We start from the raw sequence: 19135 nt of genomic DNA, 5'->3' as shown, positions 1-19135 counted from the left end.
CCCGATTCAGGAGGTACCCACCATGGCATTGGAGGCCACCGGCACCGTAGCCGATACTTCGACCGCGCGATGGCGCGACAGGAAGCGCTATCTCTGGCTCATCGGCCTGATCGTGCCGTCATTCGCGTTCATGGCCATCGGGGGATACGAACTGACCGGATGGAGCGTGTTCCTCTGGGTCGGCCCGATCATGGTGCTCGTCATCGTCCCGACCATCGACTTCCTCACCGGCTTCGATCCCACCAACCCACCCGATGACGTGATCGAGGAACTCGAGAACGACAAGTACTACCGCTACATCACCTTCGCGTTCCTGCCGATCCAGTACGCCGGCTTCATCGTGTCGATGTACCTCATCGCCACCCAGGGGTGGCCCGTCATCGACAAGGTCGGGCTGGCAATGACTCTCGGCTTCATCGGCGGTATCGGTATCAACACCGCGCACGAACTCGGCCACAAGAAGGAGAGCCACGAGCGCTGGTTGTCGAAGATCGCTCTGGCCCAGAGCTTCTACGGCCACTTCTACATCGAGCACAATCGTGGCCACCACGTCCGGGTGGCCACCCCGGAGGATCCGGCGTCGTCGCGGCTCGGCGAGAACCTGTACCGCTTCTGGCTCCGTACCGTCACCGGATCGCTGCGCAGCGCGTGGGAGATCGAGGCAAAGCGGTACCGACGCAAAGGAACCCATCCTTTTCACATCGGCAACGACGTGCTCAACGCGTGGTTGATGACCCTGGTGCTCTGGGGTGCGCTGATCGCCTGGCTGGGCGTCGGCATCCTTCCCTACATCCTCTTGCAGGCAGTGGCCGGCTTCTCGCTGCTGGAGATCGTGAACTACCTCGAGCACTACGGAATGCTCCGGCAGCGCACCGACAGTGGACGCTACGAGCGTGTGTTGCCGATGCACTCATGGAACTCGAACAACATCGCCACCAACGTGCTCCTCTACCACCTGCAACGCCACAGTGACCATCACGCCAACCCGACGCGCCGCTATCAGACGTTGCGCGATTACAAGGAGTCGCCAACGCTGCCGACCGGCTATGCGGGGATGATCGTGCTCGCACTGTTCCCGCCGCTCTGGCGACGGGTGATGGACAAGCGCGTCGCAGCGCACTTCGACGGCGACGTCCGGCTCGCGAATGTCGCACCGGGCAAGCTCGACCGTCTTCTCCGGCAATTCCCCACCCCGACAACCGAAACCGTGTTCGACATCGTCGACTCGACCCGCAACACGTTCGACGACGGCGTGCGCGCGGCCAGCTGCCCTGGCTGCGACTATGTGTACGACGTCGCGTCCGGCAACGAACTCGAAGGCTTCGCAGCCGGGACCGAGTGGCGCGACATCCCGGACGACTGGTGCTGCCCGGACTGCGGGGTTCGGGAAAAGGTCGACTTCGTCCCGATGACGTATGCGGACGAGGAGGCTCACCTGAGGAAGGCGTCGAAGTAGTCCAGCGCGAGAAGAAGATCGCCTGCTCGTTCGGTCAGTGGCCGTCCGAGCAGGCGTTCGGCTTGCTGAGTCCGGTAGCGCACGGTGTTCTTGTGCACTCCAAGATCTTTCGCCACGAGATCGGCGGTCTTGGACGACGTCAACACCTCCCTGATGGTCTCATGCAGGTGTTCGTTGCCGGATTCCGCGAGCTCGCCGAGGACTGATCGCGAGAATCGTTCGGCGGCAGGGTGATCGAGTGCCAACATGGTGAGCGCCGCAACATCGGAGTATCGGGTGACGCCCTCATCGCGGTGCGGCGCAAGTGCGACGCGCTGGGCCGTCCGGGCGTCACGGTGCGCCCAGATGAATCCGTCGTAGCCCAGAGCCGGACCCCCCACGGTGACCCGCATGACGCGCGGATCGATGAGTCCCTCGTCGAGCGGTGGTTGAGCGTCACCGCGGATCGTGAACCAGGCCCACAGCTCCCGCCCGCCCGGACGCACGACGACCGTGCGGGCGCCCCGCCGTCCGGCTGCCAGTGCGGTCACCGCCGGCTCGAGCCGCTCGATAGAGTCGGCGTCCACCGCATGGGCGATGACCGCCACGTGAGCGACACCGTTGACGGGGTGTCCCCCGAGTTCCGCGGAGAGTTCGGCGGGTCCCACGCTGCGGCCCGCCAGGACTTCGGCGACCAGTTCATATCGGCGGGCGTCGCCACGACGTCGAATCCGCTCCACCTCGTCGGAGAACACCGCCACCGACAACTCGACCGACGATCCGAACCACCTCGTCGCCTTGCTCCAGAACCACACCAGTAGGGCTTCGTGATCGAGTTCCGCCGGGGCACCGCGAACCACCTCGACGGCGAAATCCCACGCCGCCTCCTGTGCGGCCTGGTAGATCTTCAGCAACACCGGGAGTCCGAGGTGACCTCGCGCGACCCGCACCGCCAGGGTGTGCGCGGCCGGCACGAGATCATCGGTTCCGGCCGCGCTGACGGTGATTCCGCCGAGGAAGGCCAACCAGTGCTCCGCAATGGCCTGACGCACCACATCGTGCAGGTCTTCCGGAAGATCGACGCCGGCGAAGATGACGTCGGCGGTACGGGTGACCCACTCCTCGACCGCTGCGGGGTCACGCTGCGTCGCTTCGAACTCTTCAAGCCATCCACCCAGTTCCGACATGGTGGAAGCCTTGCACAACAGCTTGTGATTTTTCACAAGAACCAGCGGGCCGATTCGCGCGAAAGGCCAGTGAAACCCTCTCTCAGGCCAGTCAGAATGACAGTCACACACAGTTCACAGCCCAATTCGGAGGAGAGCACCATGAGCACCGTCCACGTCGATCGACCGGCCTGCGAGGGCATCGGTATGTGCGAAACGCAGGCCCACGAGTACTTCCAGATCGGCGACGACGGTCTCGTCGACCTGGTGACGCCGGAGGTCCCCGACGGCGATCGCGACTACGTCCGGGCCGCCGTCGACTCGTGCCCGATGTCGGCGCTGCGGATCGTCGACTGATGCGCCGACTGGCCATCGTCGGCGCTTCACTGGCCGGTGTTCGCGCAGCGGAGGGTGCACGCGCACACGGATGGACCGGCGAGATCGTCATGATCGGCGACGAGGTCCACGCACCATACGACCGTCCGCCGCTGTCCAAGGCCGTCCTGAACTCCGACGACCTGCCCGAGCCGCAGCGACTTCGCAGCACGCAGACCTGGGATGCCCTGGGCATCGATCTGCGGACCGGTTGTGCGGCAACCGGAATCGGCATCGGCGATAGAGTCCTCCGAACCGACCACGGAGACGTCGACTACGACGCGCTCGTCATCGCGACCGGATCGACTCCCCGAGTACTCCGCGATCCGACCTCCGGACTCGACGTCGGCACCTTGGACAATGCCCGTCACCTCCGCACCTACGACGACGCGATCCGAGTGCGCACCACACTGGACTCCGTTCGGCAGTTGGTGGTGTTCGGGGCGGGATTCATCGGCGCCGAGATCGCCTCGGCAGCGGTGTCCCGCGGTACGGACGTGACGATCGTGAATGCCTCGCACCGCCCACTCGCGCGGTGCACTGGTCCACTGGCGGCCGCTGCGCTCGTCGAATTGCACCGCAGTGCCGGTGTCCGCACGGTTCTCGGTACCGAGATCACGCAGATGGATATGCAGGACAACGTCATTCGTTCCGTCTCGCTGACCTCCGGTGAACGGTTGGAGACCGATGCCGTCATCGTCGCCGTCGGGTCCACCCCCACCACCGACTGGCTCGGTGGCGCCGAGATCGACCTGGACCCGGCCGGGCGGGGCGTGCGATGCGGCCGCGACATGTCCACGTCGGCATCGGGCGTCTTCGCGGCGGGCGACGTCGCGTCTCTGGCCGGCCACCCCGCCGGACACTGGACGACCGCCGTCGACACCGGTTACATCGCTGGGGCCAATGCCGCTGGGGCACAGGAGATCTACTCCGGTGTTCCGTTCGCATGGTCCACCTGGTACGGCCACCGCATCCAGATGGTCGGACGGACCGGTTCGACGGCCGAGGACTCGATCGAGGAGATCGCCGTCGACGACGGGTACTTCGAGTACCGGGACGGGTCCGAAGTTGTCGGTGCAGTCGGAATCGACAGTCCAGGCCAGATCGCGCGACTGCGTCGTCACCTCGCCACACAGGTGAGGACCAAGGTCCCGACTTTCGGATGACATCCAAACACGGTGCAATTCAACATCTTTGAGGATAATCGGGCATTCATCTGATCTGCGTCGTCCGGTCGCCTCGCGTAAAATGGACAACATGGCCAAATTGAGCACCGAGATTCCCGCACTACGGGCCACGCACTGGCGACAGCGTCTGGCTCCCCACCTCGTCGACGGCGAACGCATCGTCGCGCTGGCTTCGGCCCGTCGCCTGCGGCCCACGACCGAGGGTGTCGCGATCACCAACGCGCGTGTCCTGGGCTTCAACACCGCCGCCGAACCCGGCGAGGATGTGATCGCCGTGTCAGTGTGCGCCGATGAGATCGAAGGGTACGACCTCACCTCCGATCGGCTGGTGCCGACCCTGACGGTCCACACGCCGCACGGTCCCGAGGTGTTCGGCACGTTCGAGAAGACAGAGGCGAAGTTCCTCGCCTATTTCCTCGACACCCTCCGCGACAACGGCATCGATCCCGCGGCAGCCGCCGGAATCGACGGACTACGGCGCGCGGCAGAACTCGCCCGACAGGCCGAGTCGCAGCGCCTCGTCGACCGGCAGCATGTCGCCGTCTTCGGCGAGCCGGTCACCGATGCCCAATGGACCGCGATCGAAGCCCACGCACCGGGCGACGAGCATCCGTGGCTGCTGCTCAACTGTGGCCGGTCCGGCCAGTTGGCAGCGTACGACGACCGTGTCGTCGTACTGAAGAAGGACCGCAACATCTCGTCGTCGGACGTTCAGGTCGGCGAGTTCCCGCTCGGCGAGATCACCGGCATCGACTACCGGTGCGGCGCTCTCACCGGTCTGCTCCAGGTACATACCGCCGAGGATGCCGAGCCGGAGCACGATGGGTTCTGGCCGGCAGCGCGCTACGCACCAGACCACAACCCGTGGACCCGCACCGACACGCTGCCGCTGCCCAAGCCCTACTACCAGGGCGCAAAGGCACAGCTCGACGAACTGCGCGGGCTGATCCGGGACGCGCGCTCGCAGGAACCGTCCCGGTCCTGACGCTCGATCAGCGCGACATTCCGTAGATGCGTTCGACGCGGATCCGCAGCAATTGCCGCTGGTCGCGGACCATCGCCTGCCGGTAGTCGTCCCAGTCGGGATGCTCGCCGCTGAGCGATCGATAGAGGTCTACGAGGGCGTCGACCGTGGCGTCGTGCGGGTCGGCCGCAGCCGGCGTGAGTTCACCGAGTCCCTCGGCAACCGCGTAGCCGGCGAAGAATCCGTCGCCGAGAACGTGCAGGCTGACACGTGGATCGCGTTCGACGTTGCGGGATTTTGCGCGTGTCGCGGTCACCGACACCAGCGCCGACGCCGACTCGTCATCCCAGGAGTGAATGACGTTCGACGACTGCGGACGACCGTCGCGTCGAAGCGTGATCAAGATGGATTCGCGGTGGTCGGCGACGATGCGGACAAGTGCGGGGTCGAACTCGGCTGTGGTCATGATCGGTGCAACGTCACGCGCGGTAAATTGCTTTCCACCGCACTCGTCGCCAGAAACCGCATCTGCGGTCGGAAACCTCTGGTGCGCATCGGGTTTCTGACCAGACACGCGGCTTCTGGGTTCGCGACACGCCGACGAGCACTCGGACGAGGGTCGCCGTCCGTCCTGGTCCGCACAAAAAGTAGGGGAACTACCGACCCAGGTCACCTTCCACGGACATCGGCTCAGTTCCGGCTGCCCTGCTGCGCCGCAAGACGCACCGGCGCGTTGTCGACGCCGTAGCCGTCGTAGTGGTCGAATCGCTGGACGAACTCGAAGAATACGGAACCGATTGTGCGCGTGTAGAAGTGGATGAAGTGGCCACCACACGGCCCCGGTCCGCGATCGTAGAGCAGATCCAGCGATTGCAGTTCGTCGACGATGCCGTCCTCGAGACCGAATCGCCCACGGAGGTAGTCGTAGTAGTTGTCGGGAACCGGCAAGAACTCCAACCCGGCCGACCGGGCGGCGCGAGCAAGTCCGACGACGTCACGGCACCCGAACGCGACGTGCTGCGGCATCACGGCGCCGTCGAGCACATGAGGTGCGACGTTGAGCGGAAGCCGGACCCCACCGTCGAGGGTGCGCATCACCTGACTGCGCACCAAACCGGCGGGTCCGGGCACCTCGGTGGGCGCGTCGGCGCTCAGCCCGAAGACGCTACTCAGGAACAGCGTGGTGTCCTGCGCGGTCTGCCACGTCTGGGTGAGGTTCACGTGGTCGATGGAGGTGACCTCTCCGGGCATCTCGGTGCGGCCGTCGCGGAATTCGTCGACCCAGGACGGCACGCCTGTCGGCGGTTGGTCGACCCAGAAGAACTCCGTGCCGTCGGGCGCCCGGGTTGCGCCGAAACTCTGCTCCGAGGCGTAGGTGCGCCGGTACGCAGTCGGCGCCATCAGGCCGGCGGCACGCTCCGACAGCGCCTCGGCGTCGGGCACCTGAAGTCCGATCGCCGCCACATGCGGCTGTTCGTCGCGCGCCTGCTGTTCGTTGAGCACCACCCGCGCGTCGCCGGCGGTCCACAGGGAGACCGGCTTGCTACGGTGTCGGCCGCGGGCGGTGAACCCGAGTTGGCCGAGCAGCACCTCCACCTCGCTGGTGTCCTCGGCCTTGATCTCGACGAAGTCGAACCCGCTGGGCGGCTTGGTATCCGCGATGTCGAGGAGATTCAGCTCGTCCTGCAACCAGAGCAGCGATCGCAGCGCGTGGATCGCGGTGCGCGCCGGATCGGTCTGGCGGAAGGTGTCGTTGAAGACCTCCAGCGAGAGCGGACCGTCGTAGCCGGCGGTCAGCACGTGCCCGACGAAGCGCGCGAGATCGAACGCACCCTCGCCCGGGAACAGCCGATGATGGCGACTCCAGGAGAGCACATCCATCGACAGCGCGGGTGCGTCGGCGAGCTGGAGGAAGAAGATCTTGTCACCGGGGATCGTCGCGATCGCCGCGGGGTCGTGGCCGCGGGACAGCACATGGAAGCTGTCGAGGCAGAGTCCGACGCTGCGGTGATCGGCGAGTTCGACGACCCGCCAACTACGGCGATAGTCGTCGATGTACCTGCCCCACGCGAGCGCCTCGAATGCGATGCGGATGCCGTATCCGGCGGCAACGTCGCCGAGGCGTCGGAGTTGGGAGGCGGAGACCTCGTCGGAGTCGATGGTCGCGGTCGCGACGTTGCTGCACACCAGGATGGTGTCGATGCCGAGGCGCTGCGCCGTCACGAAGGTCGCCTCGGCGCGTCGGAGGTTGTCGGCGAAGACGTCGTCGTCGACTCCTTCGAGGTCACGAAGCGGCTGGTAGAGGTACAGGGTGAGTCCGAGGCGCGCCGCGAGCGCGCGGATCTCCTCGGGCGAGTGGTCGCTGGAGATCAGGTCGGGTTCGAAGATCTCCACACCGTCGAAGCCGGCCGACGCGCACGCGTGCAGCTTCTCGACCAGTGATCCGGAGATCGAAACGGTGGCGATCGAGGTCTTCATCACACGAATGTACCAATTGGTTCATTACCGAACAAGGGTTGCGCAGGTTTTCGCACCGGGCTGGGTAAGCTGCCGATCGTGGCAGCCAAGCCGAAAGCCGAACTCCAGCGCGACGCCGAACGGACGCGTGCGGAGCTGCTGACCGTTGCCACCGAGGTGTTCGCCGAATCCGGCTACTCCGGCGCCCGCGTCGACGAGATCGCCGAACGCACCCGCACCACCAAGCGGATGATCTACTACTATTTCGGCGGCAAAGAGGGCCTCTACCTGGCCGTTCTCGAGAACGCCTACCGCGGTATCCGGTCGGCCGAACAGAAGCTCACCGTCGACCACCGCGACCCCGTCGAAGCGATCCGACGCCTGGCCGAGGTCACCTTCGACCACCACATCGCGCACGACGCGTTCATCCGACTGGTGTCGATCGAGAACATCCATCGCGGCGAATTCATCCGCAAACTCGCCGACCTCCCCGGCCTCTCCGCGCCGGCGACATCACTGCTCGACGAGATCCTGATCGACGGCCGCAAGACCGGCGTGTTCCGCGACGACGCGACCGCCCTCGACGTCCACCTCGTGATCAGCTCGTACTGCGTATTCCAGGTCGCCAACCAGTACACCTTCGGCTACCTCTTCGACGTCGACCTCACTGAAGTCTCCCAGCGCGCCCACCTGCGCCGCATGATCGGCGACGTCGTGGTCGGCTGGCTGACCAGCAAGAACTGACCCGAGTACGACTACGCTCCCTCGGTGAACCCACCGCTCCCCGAGGCGATCCCCACCGCCCCCTGAGGTGCGAGCCTGCGAGCCTCGAAGGGCGCCGGTGAGACAACAATGTCGTCTCACCAGGGGCTTCGAGGCTCGTCGCTTGCGCTCCTCACACCTCAGCCGGCGGGAGGCGGACCCCAGCCGGCGGTAAACGCGATACCGATCACACCAAAGTCTTGACGCGACCCGGGTCACAATGCTCTACTCAATTGCGAACGTACTAGTTCGTACATTACGGAGAGTCACCATGAACCACCGCCCAAGCTTCCTCGTCGGTCTCATCGGCACCGGCGTCGGACCCTCGCTGACCCCGGCGATGCACATGGCCGAGGGTCGGGCCAAGGGGTTCGACTACGTCTACCGCACCATCGACCTCGACACCCTCGCGATCGAGCCCACCCGGGTCGGCGAGGTCCTCGCCTGGGCACGGACGCTCGGGTTCGACGCCGTGAACGTCACGCATCCCTGCAAGCAGCTCGTGCTGGAGCACCTCGACGAGATCGATCCGGTCGCCGCCACCCTCGGCGCGGTCAACACGGTCCGCTTCACCGACCACGGCACCATCGGATACAACACCGACACAACGGGATTCGCACACGGATTCACCGAGGGGCTGCCCGGCGCCGACCTCGCCGACGTTGTCCTCGTGGGCGCGGGCGGCGCCGGAACCGCCGTCGCCGACGCCCTCGCCCGACTCGGGGCCGCCCACCTCACCATCGTCGACATGAACGTCGACCGCGCCAGCGAGCTGGCCCACGAACTGGGCACGCGCTACCCGACCGCCCGCATCGAGGCATCCTCGTTCGACAAGCTCTCGGTTCTCCTCCCCGAGTCGACCGGCGTCGTGCACGCCACCCCCACCGGCATGGCCGAGCATCCCGGCATCGCCTTCGACGCCGCGCTGCTGCACCCCGGACTGTGGGTCGCCGACATCGTCTACCGACCCCTCGACACCGCACTTCTGCAGGCAGCCCGTAGGGCCGGCTGCCGCACTCTCGACGGAGGCCATATGGCCGTTCACCAGGCCGTCGACGCCTTTGCCCTGATCACCGGGACAGCCCCGGACGCCGCCCGCATGTCCCGCCACTTCCGCGAACTCGTCGCAAACCCGTCCTGAACCAGAGCAGAATCACCCCCGAGGAGTTCACCTCATGACCACCATCGACCACGCACACACGGAAGACATTCCTGTGCGCACTCCCAAGCGCGCCGCGCTGGCCAGTTTCATGGGCAGCGCCGTCGAGTACTACGACTTCTTCCTCTTCGGCTCCGCCGCGGCGCTCATCTTCCCGCACGTCTTCTTCCCGTCGGACAACGACGCCGCCCTGGTCATGTCGTTCATGACGTTCGGCTTCGCCTACATCGCCCGACCGATCGGCGCGGTAGTGCTCGGCCACTTCGGTGACCGCATCGGACGGCAGCGCGTCCTCATGTTCACCCTGGTCCTGATGGGTCTGTCGACCTTCATCATCGGCTGCCTGCCGACCTTCGGCACCATCGGATGGCTCGCACCCGGACTCCTGGTCCTGTGTCGGCTGATGCAGGGCTTCTCCGCCGCAGGCGAGCAGGCCGGCGCCAGTTCTCTGACCCTGGAACACTCCCCCGACCATCAGCGCGCGTTCTTCACCTCGTGGACCCTCACCGGAACCCAGGGTGGCCTGATCCTCGCCTCGCTGATCCTCATCCCGTTCATGGCCCTGCCCGACGACGCGAAGTACTCCTGGGGCTGGCGTGTCCCGTTCTGGCTGTCCGCCGTGGTCGTCGTGGTCGCCTACTTCATCCGTCGCCAGTTGCACGAAACCCCGCAGTTCACCGAGGCAAAGGAAGCCGGCACCATCGCCAAGATGCCGCTCGTCCCGCTGATGCGTGAACAGTGGCGCAGCGTCCTGCGCGTCATCCTGTGCGCCTTCATCGCCGCTGTCTCAACAGTTTTCGCGAATCTGGCCCTCGCCTATGGCAAGAAGGTCGGACTCGACGCCGACCTCACCCTGTGGCTGATCGTCGTCGCCAACATCGGCGCCCTGTTCACTCAGCCCGCTTTCGGCAAGCTCGCCGACCGCATCGGACGCAAGCCGGTCTTCATCTACGGCGCCGTCGCCTCGGCCGTCCTGATGCCCTTCTACATGCTGTCGATGAGCCAGGACAACCACGTCATAACCTTCGCCCTGGCGATCGCGACCTTCTCCTTCGGATACGCCGCCGCGAACGCCGTGTGGCCGTCGTTCTACGGCGAGATGTTCTCCACCGAGGTGCGCTTCTCCGGTATGGCGATCGGCACCCAGCTCGGTTTCCTGATGGCCGGTTTCGCGCCGACGATCGTGACCGCCCTCGGCGGTGTTCGCGAAGGCGGCTGGACCGTCATCAGCATCTTCACCGCCGTGATCTGCGCGATCGCTGCCGGCGCCGCGCTGACCGCCCGGGAGACCAAGGACGTGCCCACCGAACAGCTCGGCCGTACCCCCTCGTCGGACAACGCCAAAGAGCTTGTCCATCACTGACATTCACTCGCACAGCCACTCAGGAGTGACACCCTCATGACCACGATCATCAACACCGATCCCGACAGCGCGTCGGCCACCCAGAATCAGATCAACGCGGAGATCGCCGCGATCGAGACCGCCTACCAGCACGGTGGGATCGAGGAGACCCAGCCCCGGCTCGACTATCCGCCCTACCGCAGCAGCCTGCTGCGCCATCCCACCAAGGATCTGCACCACGCCGATCCCGAGGACGTCGAACTGTGGACCCCGGCGTTCGGCGCCCGCGACGTGCACCCGCTCGAGGCGGACCTGACGATCCAGCACAACGGCGATCCGATCGGCGAGCGACTCATCGTGACCGGACGTGTGCTCGACGGCAACGGCCGCCCGGTGCGCAACCAGCTCGTCGAGGTGTGGCAGGCCAACGCTGCCGGCCGGTATGTCCACAAGCGCGACCAGCACCACGCCCCCATCGATCCCAACTTCACCGGTGTCGGCCGCTGCCTCACCGACGACGACGGCTGGTACAAGTTCACGACCATCAAGCCCGGGCCTTACCCATGGAAGAATCACAACAACGCCTGGCGGCCCGCGCACATCCACTTCTCGTTGTTCGGAACGGAATTCACGCAGCGGATGATCACCCAGATGTACTTTCCGGGCGATCCGCTGTTCGCACTCGACCCGATCTATCAGTCGATCACCGACCAGAAGGCACGCGACCGCCTCGTCGCGACCTACGACCACGACGTCGCCACCCACGAGTGGAGCACCGGATACCGCTGGGACATCGCCCTTTCCGGTACCAACCGGACCGTCTTCGAGGACGAGTGAGGAAACGATGAGCACCCTGCTGACCCCGACCCCCGGCCAGACGATCGGCCCCTTCTACGGCTACGCCCTACCGTTCGACGGCGGTGACGAGCTGGTGCCGCCACGCTCGCCCGGCGCCATTCGCTTCCACGGCACCGTCACCGACGGCGACGGAACACCCGTCCCCGACGTGATGCTGGAGATCTGGCAGGCCGACGCCGACGGGACCATCTCCCGCGAACCGGGATCGCTCAAGCGCGACGGATGGACCTTCACCGGCTGGGGACGCGGACCAACCGACGACGCGGGCGACTTCTCCTTCACCACAGTCGAACCCGGCCCCGTACGGCCCGACCACGCGGCGTTCATCATGGTGACGGTCTTCGGCCGCGGGTTGCTGAACCGACTGTTCACCCGCGCCTACGTTCCAGGTCCCGCGTTGGAGACCGACCGGCTGCTGCAATCCGTCCCCGCCGATCGGCGCCACACTCTCATCGCCGAGCGCGACGAGCAGGGCCTCCGCTTCGACATCCGACTCCAGGGCGACGACGAGACCGTCTTCCTCGCCTACCCGGGAATATGACCGACCTGTTCTGGCCCGGCGACCATCGTGCCGGCAGCCTCATGTCCGACGCGGCGTTCGTGGATGCTCTTGTCACCGTGGAGGATGCGTGGCTGGGCTGCCTGGTCGACGGCGGTGTCGCGCCCGATGACGCGGCGATCGACCTGACGGGCCTCGTCGGCGCCGATGACAACGAGCGACTCGCGGCAGGAGCCGAACGCGACGGGAATCCGGTGACCGGCCTCGTCGCACTGCTGAGGGAACGCACGCAAGGTGCTGCCGCACAATGGATTCACCGCGGACTCACCAGCCAGGACGTCGTCGACACCGCATTGATGTTGTGTCTGCGCGATGCCGTCGCCCGGGTTTCCCGGGACGTCGACGAACAGATTCGCGTCCTGGTCGGGCTCGTCGAGAAGTATCGCGATGCGCCGATGCTCGCCCACACCCTCACCCAGCCCGCGCTCCCGAGTACCGCCGGGAAGAAGTTCGCGGTGTGGTTGTCGGGGGTGCTCGACGCGGCGTCGACCCTGCGTTCTCTGCCGCCTCTTCCGGTGCAGATGGGCGGCGCAGCAGGGACCTTGGCCGCCACCACCGAGCTGACCGGATCCCCCGACGCGGCGGTCGCACTGTCCGATGCCCTCGCCGATCGACTCGGTCTGGCGCGCGCACTGCCCTGGCACACCACGCGCGCGCCGATCACCCGGGCCGGCGATGCCCTGGTCGAATGCACCGACATCTGGGGTCACATCGCCAACGACGTGCTTGCCGGGAGTCGCGGCGAGATAGGCGAATTGACGGAAGGTGCCGGCGGCGGGTCGTCGACCATGCCGCACAAGTCCAATCCCATGCTCTCCGTACTGATCCGCCGCGCGGCGCTCGCGGCGCCTGCCCTGGGCGCGACGCTGCACACCGCGTCGGCGAGTAGCGTCGATGAGCGCTCCGACGGCGGCTGGCATGTCGAGTGGTCCACATTACGCACCCTGGCCCGACGCACAGTCGTCGCTGCCGGGCAGACCATCGACCTCCTCGTCGGGCTGCGCGTCGACACCGACCGATCGCGATCCAATCTCGAAGCAGCACAAGGAATTCTCGCCGAGCAGTGCACCATGGCCGAGCTCGCGGATCGTACCCCCGCGTCGACCTATCTCGGCGCCGTCGACCATCAGATCGACACCATCCTCGAACGCGCCCGCCACCACCTGAAGGAGTCGTCGTGACCACAACCGAATCCACCTACGACGCCGGTATGTCGGTTCGCCGGGAAGTGCTCGGCGACAACCACGTCGACCGCGCCGTGGCCGGCACCACGGAGTTCACCGAGGACTTCCAGAACCTCATCACCCGCTACGCGTGGGGCGAGATCTGGACGCGTCCCGGTCTGGATCGCAAAGCGCGGTCGATGATCACCCTCACGGCGCTCATCGCCCGCGGTCACCATGAGGAGTTCGCGATGCACGTGCGCGCTGCGCTGCGCAATGGACTGACCCCAGACGAGATCAAGGAGGTCATCCTGCAAAGCGCCATCTATTGCGGTGTGCCCGATGCCAATTCGGCATTCCGGATCGCTTCGGGAGTGCTGGCCGAGAGCTGAGGGCCGGCTACGCAGCCTGCACGACCATCACCGGACACTGCGCGACGTGCAGCACCGCTTGGCTGGTCGAGCCCAGCATCAGTCCGCGGAAGCCTCCGTAACCACGGCTGCCGACCACCACGAGCTGGGCGTCCTTCGACAGTTCGGTGATCCGGTTCGACGGGGCATCGGAGGTGACCACGGTCTCGACGTCGACGTCGGGAAAGTCCTGGCCATACCCCGCCAGTTGCGTGCCCAGAGTCTCGCGGGCCTCGTCGTCCATCTCGCGCTTGACCTCTTCGCTTGCCTCGAAGAACGCCGCGCCCGAGTACCCGCCGTAGGCGTGCACCGCGACCAGCGAGGTGTCGAGGAATCCTGCCTGAGCGAATGCCTGCGCGATCGCGTCGGTCGACGTCGGCGAACCGTCGACGCCCACCACCACCGGCCCGCTCGACGGTAGCTGATCCGACACCACCACGACCGGACACTCGGCATGGGACGCCACATGGGTGCTGACCGAACCCAGGAGCAGCCCGCTGACACCGCCCAGACCGCGGCGGCCGACCACCAGGATGTGGGCGCGACTGGAGATGTCACGGAGCGCAAGGCCCGGCCTGCCCTCGATGACCTCGCCGCTCACGGCGACACCTTCGGCAGTGTCCTCAGCCAGGCCTTTCGCCAGCTCGACGGCCGCTTCGGCGAAGGCACGTCCGGCGCTCGCCGAGGCCTCGACTGCGGACACCGCGGCAAGGGTGAACGCCGGGGCGGGCGGCGCGGTAACGCTCACGATGTGCAACGGACGGTTCTCCCGCACCGCGGCACGTGATCCCCACCGCACCGCATTCGTTGCCTGTTCCGACCCGTCCACCGCCACCACGATCGGCGCGTTGACCGGCATTGTCACCACTTCCTCTCACCTGGCACACCGTCGACTCTCGCAATCCACACTGCCAGACAAAGGCACCACGAACGCCGTGTTCGCCGGACCACGACCGTTGACGGCTGTGTGAGAATGCCAGACGTGATCGCCCTCGCCTCCGTCTACGTGCCGCACCACTCCGGTGGTCGTGACAGCAGCCTCACGGAATGGCTTGTCGTTGTGGGCATTCTCCTTGCCATCGTCGTCGGCGGCGTCATCCTGGCCTACCGCACTCGGGTCCAGAATCGGAACAAGAGGAACGACGGCAGCGACTAGTCGTGAGTGTTCATCCGACCGCGGCGAACTGACGAGCCGCACCCAGAACAAGCGGACCTGATACCTCGAGATCGTTGTCGCGGAGCCGTCACCGGTCCGGCACCGGCCGCCCCGACTGCTGCGACCACAACACCGGGTCTTCGCGGAGCAGCCGATTGCGCCCCTTTCGGCGATAGCGCCAGATCTGCAACGCACCGAACCCCCACAGCACGAACTGTGTCGACATCGCCCAGGTGAACGCGTCCGCCGAGTAGCCCGATCCACCGTCGGGCGTACGCCAGTCCAGCACAAGCCCGATCATGGCCACCGTGAGCAGGCTGGCGAGGAAACCGGCCTGGTTGATGATGCCCGTCGCGGTGCCAACGCGGACAACGGGATTCGACGTCCGGCCGAGGTCGAACCCGATCATCGACGCGGGTCCACCCATGCCGCAGACCACCACCAACACCACGAGCACCCCGAACGGCGCCGACCCCGGCCAGGCCAGCACGAGCGCCCACATCGACGCGATCGAGGCAACCACCAGAAGCACGAGGGTCGAGCGGTGCCACGGCCAACGCGTGATCAGCCACGCGAAGATCGGCCCGAAGGCCATGATCGACAGCACCATCACGGTCAGCAGCACGCCGGCCGACGCGGAGCTCTGGCCCTGCCCTTGGACGAGAAACGGGTAACCCCAGAGAAGTCCGAGCACCGTCGCGCTGAACTGGGTCGAGAAATGCATCCAGAACCCGAGGCGCGTTCCCGGGTGCTCCCACGACGCCTTGAGCCCATCCCAGATTTCCGTCAGACCCATCGACGGCCGCGACGCCGATCGCGCGTCGGGGGTGTCTCGCACCATGAACAGCGCCACGACGAACAGCACCGCGCCGATCGATGCGATGACCACGTAGGCGCGCGTCCAGCCCAGCGTCGAGAACGCCCACGTCATCGGTACCGCGGCCGCGACGGCACCCAGTTGCCCCAGCACGCCGGTCAACTGGGTCATCAGCGGGATGCGCCGGGTCGGGAACCACGCGGTCACCAGGCGCAGGACGCAGATGAAGGTCATGGCGTCGCCGATACCGACGAAGGTGCGCGACAGTAGGGCCCCGGTGTAGCTGTCGGCGAAGGCGAAGCTCAGCTGGGCGACGGTCAGAATGGCGGTACCCGTGAGCAATACGCGGCGCGGACCGAAACGATCGACCATGATGCCGACCGGGATCTGCATGAGTGCGTAGACGAGCAATTGCAGGACCACGAACGTCGACAGCTGTGATGCGGAGATGTCGAATCGTTCCGCGGCAAGCAACCCCGCGACCGCCAACGACGACCGGTGCAGCACCGCGACGAAGTAGATCGCCAGGCCGACAAGCCAGATGGCCATGGCCTGACGGGAGCGAACGGCGACGGTCACGGTCTCATTGTCCACCCGGCGCCAGAAGCGTCACGCAAGAGCGCCGTCGACAAACTGTGCGACGCCCTCACCGAAGGACCAGTCCTCGCGCGTGTTCGCCGACACCGAGATCACCAAGTCGGCTGGACGCAAACCGGTTTCGGCTTCCAGACGCTCGGCGAGCGCCTTGAATGCGGCGCGCTTGTGCTCCATCGTCCGGCCCTGCTGGAAGATCTGGATGACCACCGCATCGTCGGTGCGGTCGAAACCCAGCCCGGTGTCTTCGAGGATGATGCGGCCCGGCTTGTGTTCCGTGATGACCTGATAGCGGTCCCGATCGGGCGCGGCGAAGTGCTCGAGCATCACGTCCTGCACGACGTCGGCGAATCTTCTCAACTCGGCATCGGTACGACGACCCTCGGTCACATGGATGTGGACCAGCGGCATGGCTGCACTCCTCTCGTTGCCACTAGTATGTCCGGACATACTGACAAATGCAACCTCTCGCTCACCGGTGGGGCGTCTTCGGATCGGCGACCCACCCGCCGACGTCGTCAAGGCGATCGTGGAAGCGGGCAGAGGGCCGCCGTCGAGGGCGGGTGTCGCGGCCGCATTGATCCGGCACAAAAAGTGGGGGAAGAAACTTCTTCCCCCGGCCTTGGTGTCGTCCCCTAGAAATTTCTCGCGGATGACTATGAACCCCGGGGAAGAAGTTCTTCCCCTAGATTTCGCGGGCACGGCGCTGACGCGTTTTCCCAGGTCAGCGGGGGCGGTCACCGGGCTCTTCGGATCAGAAGTACTGGGCTCCCCCGTCGACGCTGAGGTGCTCCGCGGTGACGAATGACGACGCGGCGGACGCGAGGAACAGCACCGCGTCGGAGATCTGCTCGGGTTCGGCGGCGTAGGTGTCCAGGAACGGGGTGCCCATGTTGTTCAGCCGCGGGTTGGTTTCACCGGCGGCCGCGAGCCGCACCTGCATGTCGCCCGAACCCATCGGTGTATTCACGCCGCCCGGGTGAATGCTGTTGACGCGGATGCCCAGTGGGCCGAGTTCGGCAGCAAACGCCCTGGTCATACCGGTGACCGCATGCTTGGAGGTGGTGTAGGGAACCATGAACGGCTGCACCTTCTTACCGGCATACGAGCTGATCAGGATGATCGAGCCACCGCCGCCTGCGGCCATGTGGGACGCCGTGGCCATCACCGTGTTCCAGACGCCGACGACGTTGATGTCCAACGTGTCCCGCAGGATGTCCGGCGTGATCTCGTTCCACGGCGCCGGAATACAGATACCCGCGTTGGCCACGACCACATCGATCCGACCCAGTTCGTCGACGCCGCGCTGGGCCAGCCCCTACAGATGATCCAGGTCGCGCACGTCGCCCTGCTCGACGACGATCCTGCGGCCCTCGGCCTCGACCAACTTCACCGTCTCGTCGAGGTCGGCCGAGGTCGGTGAGTCGTAGGGCACTCCGGGCAACGGCCCGGCAAGGTCTTGCGCGACAATGTCGGCGCCCGCCCGCGCCAGCGCCACGCAATGTGCGCGGCCCTGCCCACGGGCCGCGCCCGTGACAAAGGCAACCTTGCCGTCGAATCCTGAAGTCATTCGTCTCACCTGATTTCTGTCACGACTTGATCCGTAGCGCCTCAGCCGTGATCGGCATCACAACGTCGGCTCCGCCATTCGATCACACCACCCTCCGGGTTTTGTCACCGGGTGCCAATAGTGTCGCGAGTGGCCGCTGCCTGCCCTTCTCAGGAACCGGAGGCACGGAACTGACTCGGACTGCGCCCACAACGCCGGCTGAATGTGCGGCTGAAGTGTGAGGCGTCGCGGAACCCGAGTTGGAGGCCGATCTCCGCGGCTCCGAGATCGGTTTGCAGCAGTAGATTCTTCGCTCGGTCAATCCTCTTGCCGTACAACCATGCTCGCGGTGTCGAGCCCGAGGCGCTGAACAGTTTGTGTATGTAGCGCACCGACATCCCAAGTTCGGCAGCGGCATCGGCGATCGTCCGATCCGGGTCGGACATGTCCCGGATCATCACCGCCTGGACCCGCCGGAGGTCATCGATGTGAACACGTTCGGTGAGCGACAAACCGGCGGCCTGATGATTGACGGCGGCCGATACGACGTCGAGCACTGCCGAGGACACCGCGTCGAGGGAGGCGGCAGCGATCACGTCATCGTGAGTCGCGATGTCCACCAAAAGGTTCGACGCCAACCGCCCGACGCCATCATTCGCCGAAATGGCCTGTGCCGTCAGACCATCGGCAATGTTCGCACCGACACGTGAGGCAAGCAGGGATCGGGAAGCGCGCATCACCACCTGCTCGAACTCGGTTTTCCCGCTGACGACGAACGGCCGAGATGAATCGACCAGCCCAAAGGACCCATGGGCCAGTGTGGCCGTTCGGGCGTCCTGCGTGATTGTGGCGGTCCCCTTGGAGATCAGGCACAGAAGGTAGTCGTCGCCTGGGTCGGAGTCGATCATCGCGGGTGTCCGAACGACGGTGTGCGGGTCCGCCCGGACAACACTGACCGACAGCTCACCCACCGGCCGCGCGCGGATGTCGGCAGCGAAAGACGTCTGCGCGGACGGCCAGTCGACCGCCATTTCGCAGTAGGTGGAATCCAAGGTCTCGGCCCAGATCGCGCGCCCTTCGGTCGAGGCGAGCCGGCGCGTGCTGAGGGCAACTGTGCCGGCCGACGCTGTGCACTCCGGATCAAGGATCCGTGCAGTCTCGGTCATTCTTTCGCGCCTCCTG

Annotated in this window: 19 protein-coding genes and 1 pseudogene; 12 read left to right on the top strand and 8 right to left on the bottom strand. The window is 66.0% G+C overall.

Annotated features, from left to right (window positions below):
* The first annotated feature begins 22 nt into the window (after nucleotides 1-22).
* On the top strand, nucleotides 23-1456 hold the full coding sequence (locus tag ACWDTF_RS16300; protein ID WP_355273634.1) for a fatty acid desaturase: 1434 nt from the start codon (nucleotides 23-25) through the stop codon (nucleotides 1454-1456).
* Here ACWDTF_RS16300 and ACWDTF_RS16295 read toward each other — a convergent pair.
* Nucleotides 1432-2622 carry a PucR family transcriptional regulator gene (locus tag ACWDTF_RS16295; RefSeq protein WP_240860911.1) on the bottom strand — a complete coding sequence of 397 codons (1191 nt, stop codon included), beginning with the start codon at nucleotides 2620-2622 and terminating at the stop codon, nucleotides 1432-1434. The two genes, ACWDTF_RS16300 and ACWDTF_RS16295, sit on opposite strands and share 25 nt — an antisense overlap.
* Before the next feature lie 141 nt (nucleotides 2623-2763).
* On the opposite strand from ACWDTF_RS16295, the gene ACWDTF_RS16290 reads away from it, so the two are divergent.
* The 3 genes from ACWDTF_RS16290 (at nucleotide 2764) to ACWDTF_RS16280 (ending at nucleotide 5148) form a co-directional block, all read left to right on the top strand.
* The gene (locus ACWDTF_RS16290) at nucleotides 2764-2958 is read left to right on the top strand and encodes a ferredoxin (protein ID WP_240860909.1); all 195 of its coding nucleotides are present in this window, start codon (nucleotides 2764-2766) and stop codon (nucleotides 2956-2958) included.
* Nucleotides 2958-4142, top strand: a complete 1185-nt coding sequence (locus ACWDTF_RS16285; protein WP_240860906.1) for an NAD(P)/FAD-dependent oxidoreductase — start codon at nucleotides 2958-2960, stop codon at nucleotides 4140-4142. The genes ACWDTF_RS16290 and ACWDTF_RS16285 overlap by 1 nt, the downstream gene beginning before the upstream one ends.
* Before the next feature lie 91 nt (nucleotides 4143-4233).
* Nucleotides 4234-5148 (top strand): hypothetical protein, encoded by a 915-nt coding sequence (locus ACWDTF_RS16280; RefSeq protein ID WP_240860904.1) that lies wholly within the window; start codon nucleotides 4234-4236, stop codon nucleotides 5146-5148.
* Between the two features lie 7 nt (nucleotides 5149-5155).
* Here the strand turns inward: ACWDTF_RS16280 and ACWDTF_RS16275 are convergent, their stop codons facing one another.
* The gene (locus ACWDTF_RS16275) at nucleotides 5156-5593 is read right to left on the bottom strand and encodes a PPOX class F420-dependent oxidoreductase (RefSeq protein ID WP_355273639.1); all 438 of its coding nucleotides are present in this window, start codon (nucleotides 5591-5593) and stop codon (nucleotides 5156-5158) included.
* A gap of 224 nt (nucleotides 5594-5817) precedes the next feature.
* The gene (locus ACWDTF_RS16270; protein WP_355273641.1) at nucleotides 5818-7605 is read right to left on the bottom strand and encodes a bifunctional sugar phosphate isomerase/epimerase/4-hydroxyphenylpyruvate dioxygenase family protein; all 1788 of its coding nucleotides are present in this window, start codon (nucleotides 7603-7605) and stop codon (nucleotides 5818-5820) included.
* 78 nt (nucleotides 7606-7683) lie between these two features.
* Between ACWDTF_RS16270 and ACWDTF_RS16265 the strand changes: the two genes are divergently transcribed.
* The 7 genes from ACWDTF_RS16265 to pcaC all read left to right on the top strand — a co-directional run bounded on the left by ACWDTF_RS16265 (nucleotide 7684) and on the right by pcaC (nucleotide 13819).
* Nucleotides 7684-8328 (top strand): TetR/AcrR family transcriptional regulator, encoded by a 645-nt coding sequence (locus tag ACWDTF_RS16265; RefSeq protein WP_240860898.1) that lies wholly within the window; start codon nucleotides 7684-7686, stop codon nucleotides 8326-8328.
* A 289-nt stretch (nucleotides 8329-8617) separates the two neighbouring features.
* Nucleotides 8618-9487, top strand: a complete 870-nt coding sequence (locus ACWDTF_RS16260; protein ID WP_355273644.1) for a shikimate dehydrogenase — start codon at nucleotides 8618-8620, stop codon at nucleotides 9485-9487.
* A 34-nt stretch (nucleotides 9488-9521) separates the two neighbouring features.
* Entirely contained in the window at nucleotides 9522-10868 is a 1347-nt protein-coding gene (locus ACWDTF_RS16255; protein WP_355273647.1) for an MFS transporter, read from the top strand.
* A 36-nt stretch (nucleotides 10869-10904) separates the two neighbouring features.
* Nucleotides 10905-11684: a protocatechuate 3,4-dioxygenase subunit beta gene (gene pcaH, locus ACWDTF_RS16250; RefSeq protein WP_240860892.1), complete on the top strand. Its 780-nt coding sequence runs from the start codon at nucleotides 10905-10907 to the stop codon at nucleotides 11682-11684.
* Between the two features lie 7 nt (nucleotides 11685-11691).
* Nucleotides 11692-12246 (top strand): protocatechuate 3,4-dioxygenase subunit alpha, encoded by a 555-nt coding sequence (gene pcaG / locus ACWDTF_RS16245; RefSeq protein WP_355273650.1) that lies wholly within the window; start codon nucleotides 11692-11694, stop codon nucleotides 12244-12246.
* A complete protein-coding gene (gene pcaB, locus ACWDTF_RS16240) occupies nucleotides 12243-13445 on the top strand; it encodes a 3-carboxy-cis,cis-muconate cycloisomerase (protein ID WP_449754663.1) in 1203 nt (400 codons plus the stop codon). The genes pcaG and pcaB overlap by 4 nt, the downstream gene beginning before the upstream one ends.
* Nucleotides 13442-13819 (top strand): 4-carboxymuconolactone decarboxylase, encoded by a 378-nt coding sequence (pcaC, locus tag ACWDTF_RS16235; RefSeq protein ID WP_355273656.1) that lies wholly within the window; start codon nucleotides 13442-13444, stop codon nucleotides 13817-13819. The genes pcaB and pcaC overlap by 4 nt, the downstream gene beginning before the upstream one ends.
* A gap of 7 nt (nucleotides 13820-13826) precedes the next feature.
* On the opposite strand, the gene ACWDTF_RS16230 is transcribed toward pcaC, so the two are convergent.
* Nucleotides 13827-14696: a universal stress protein gene (locus ACWDTF_RS16230; protein WP_355273716.1), complete on the bottom strand. Its 870-nt coding sequence runs from the start codon at nucleotides 14694-14696 to the stop codon at nucleotides 13827-13829.
* A 114-nt stretch (nucleotides 14697-14810) separates the two neighbouring features.
* On the opposite strand from ACWDTF_RS16230, the gene ACWDTF_RS16225 reads away from it, so the two are divergent.
* A complete protein-coding gene (locus ACWDTF_RS16225; protein ID WP_449754662.1) occupies nucleotides 14811-14993 on the top strand; it encodes a hypothetical protein in 183 nt (60 codons plus the stop codon).
* Between the two features lie 88 nt (nucleotides 14994-15081).
* Here ACWDTF_RS16225 and ACWDTF_RS16220 read toward each other — a convergent pair whose 3' ends face one another.
* From ACWDTF_RS16220 to ACWDTF_RS16205, 4 genes and pseudogenes are all read right to left on the bottom strand, one after another.
* Nucleotides 15082-16389: an MFS transporter gene (locus ACWDTF_RS16220; RefSeq protein ID WP_240860887.1), complete on the bottom strand. Its 1308-nt coding sequence runs from the start codon at nucleotides 16387-16389 to the stop codon at nucleotides 15082-15084.
* Nucleotides 16390-16419: 30 nt separating this feature from the next.
* Nucleotides 16420-16815, bottom strand: a complete 396-nt coding sequence (locus ACWDTF_RS16215) for a tautomerase family protein (protein WP_240860886.1) — start codon at nucleotides 16813-16815, stop codon at nucleotides 16420-16422.
* 343 nt (nucleotides 16816-17158) lie between these two features.
* Nucleotides 17159-17974: pseudogene (locus ACWDTF_RS16210) on the bottom strand (mycofactocin-coupled SDR family oxidoreductase).
* Between the two features lie 149 nt (nucleotides 17975-18123).
* Nucleotides 18124-19119 (bottom strand): AraC-like ligand-binding domain-containing protein, encoded by a 996-nt coding sequence (locus ACWDTF_RS16205; RefSeq protein WP_449754661.1) that lies wholly within the window; start codon nucleotides 19117-19119, stop codon nucleotides 18124-18126.
* Between the last annotated feature and the right edge of the window lie 16 nt (nucleotides 19120-19135).

The organism is Gordonia sp. NPDC003422 (genome assembly GCF_053588675.1).
The sequence above is the reverse complement of the archived record's forward strand: the minus strand, read 5'-3'. Positions and strand labels throughout refer to the sequence as shown.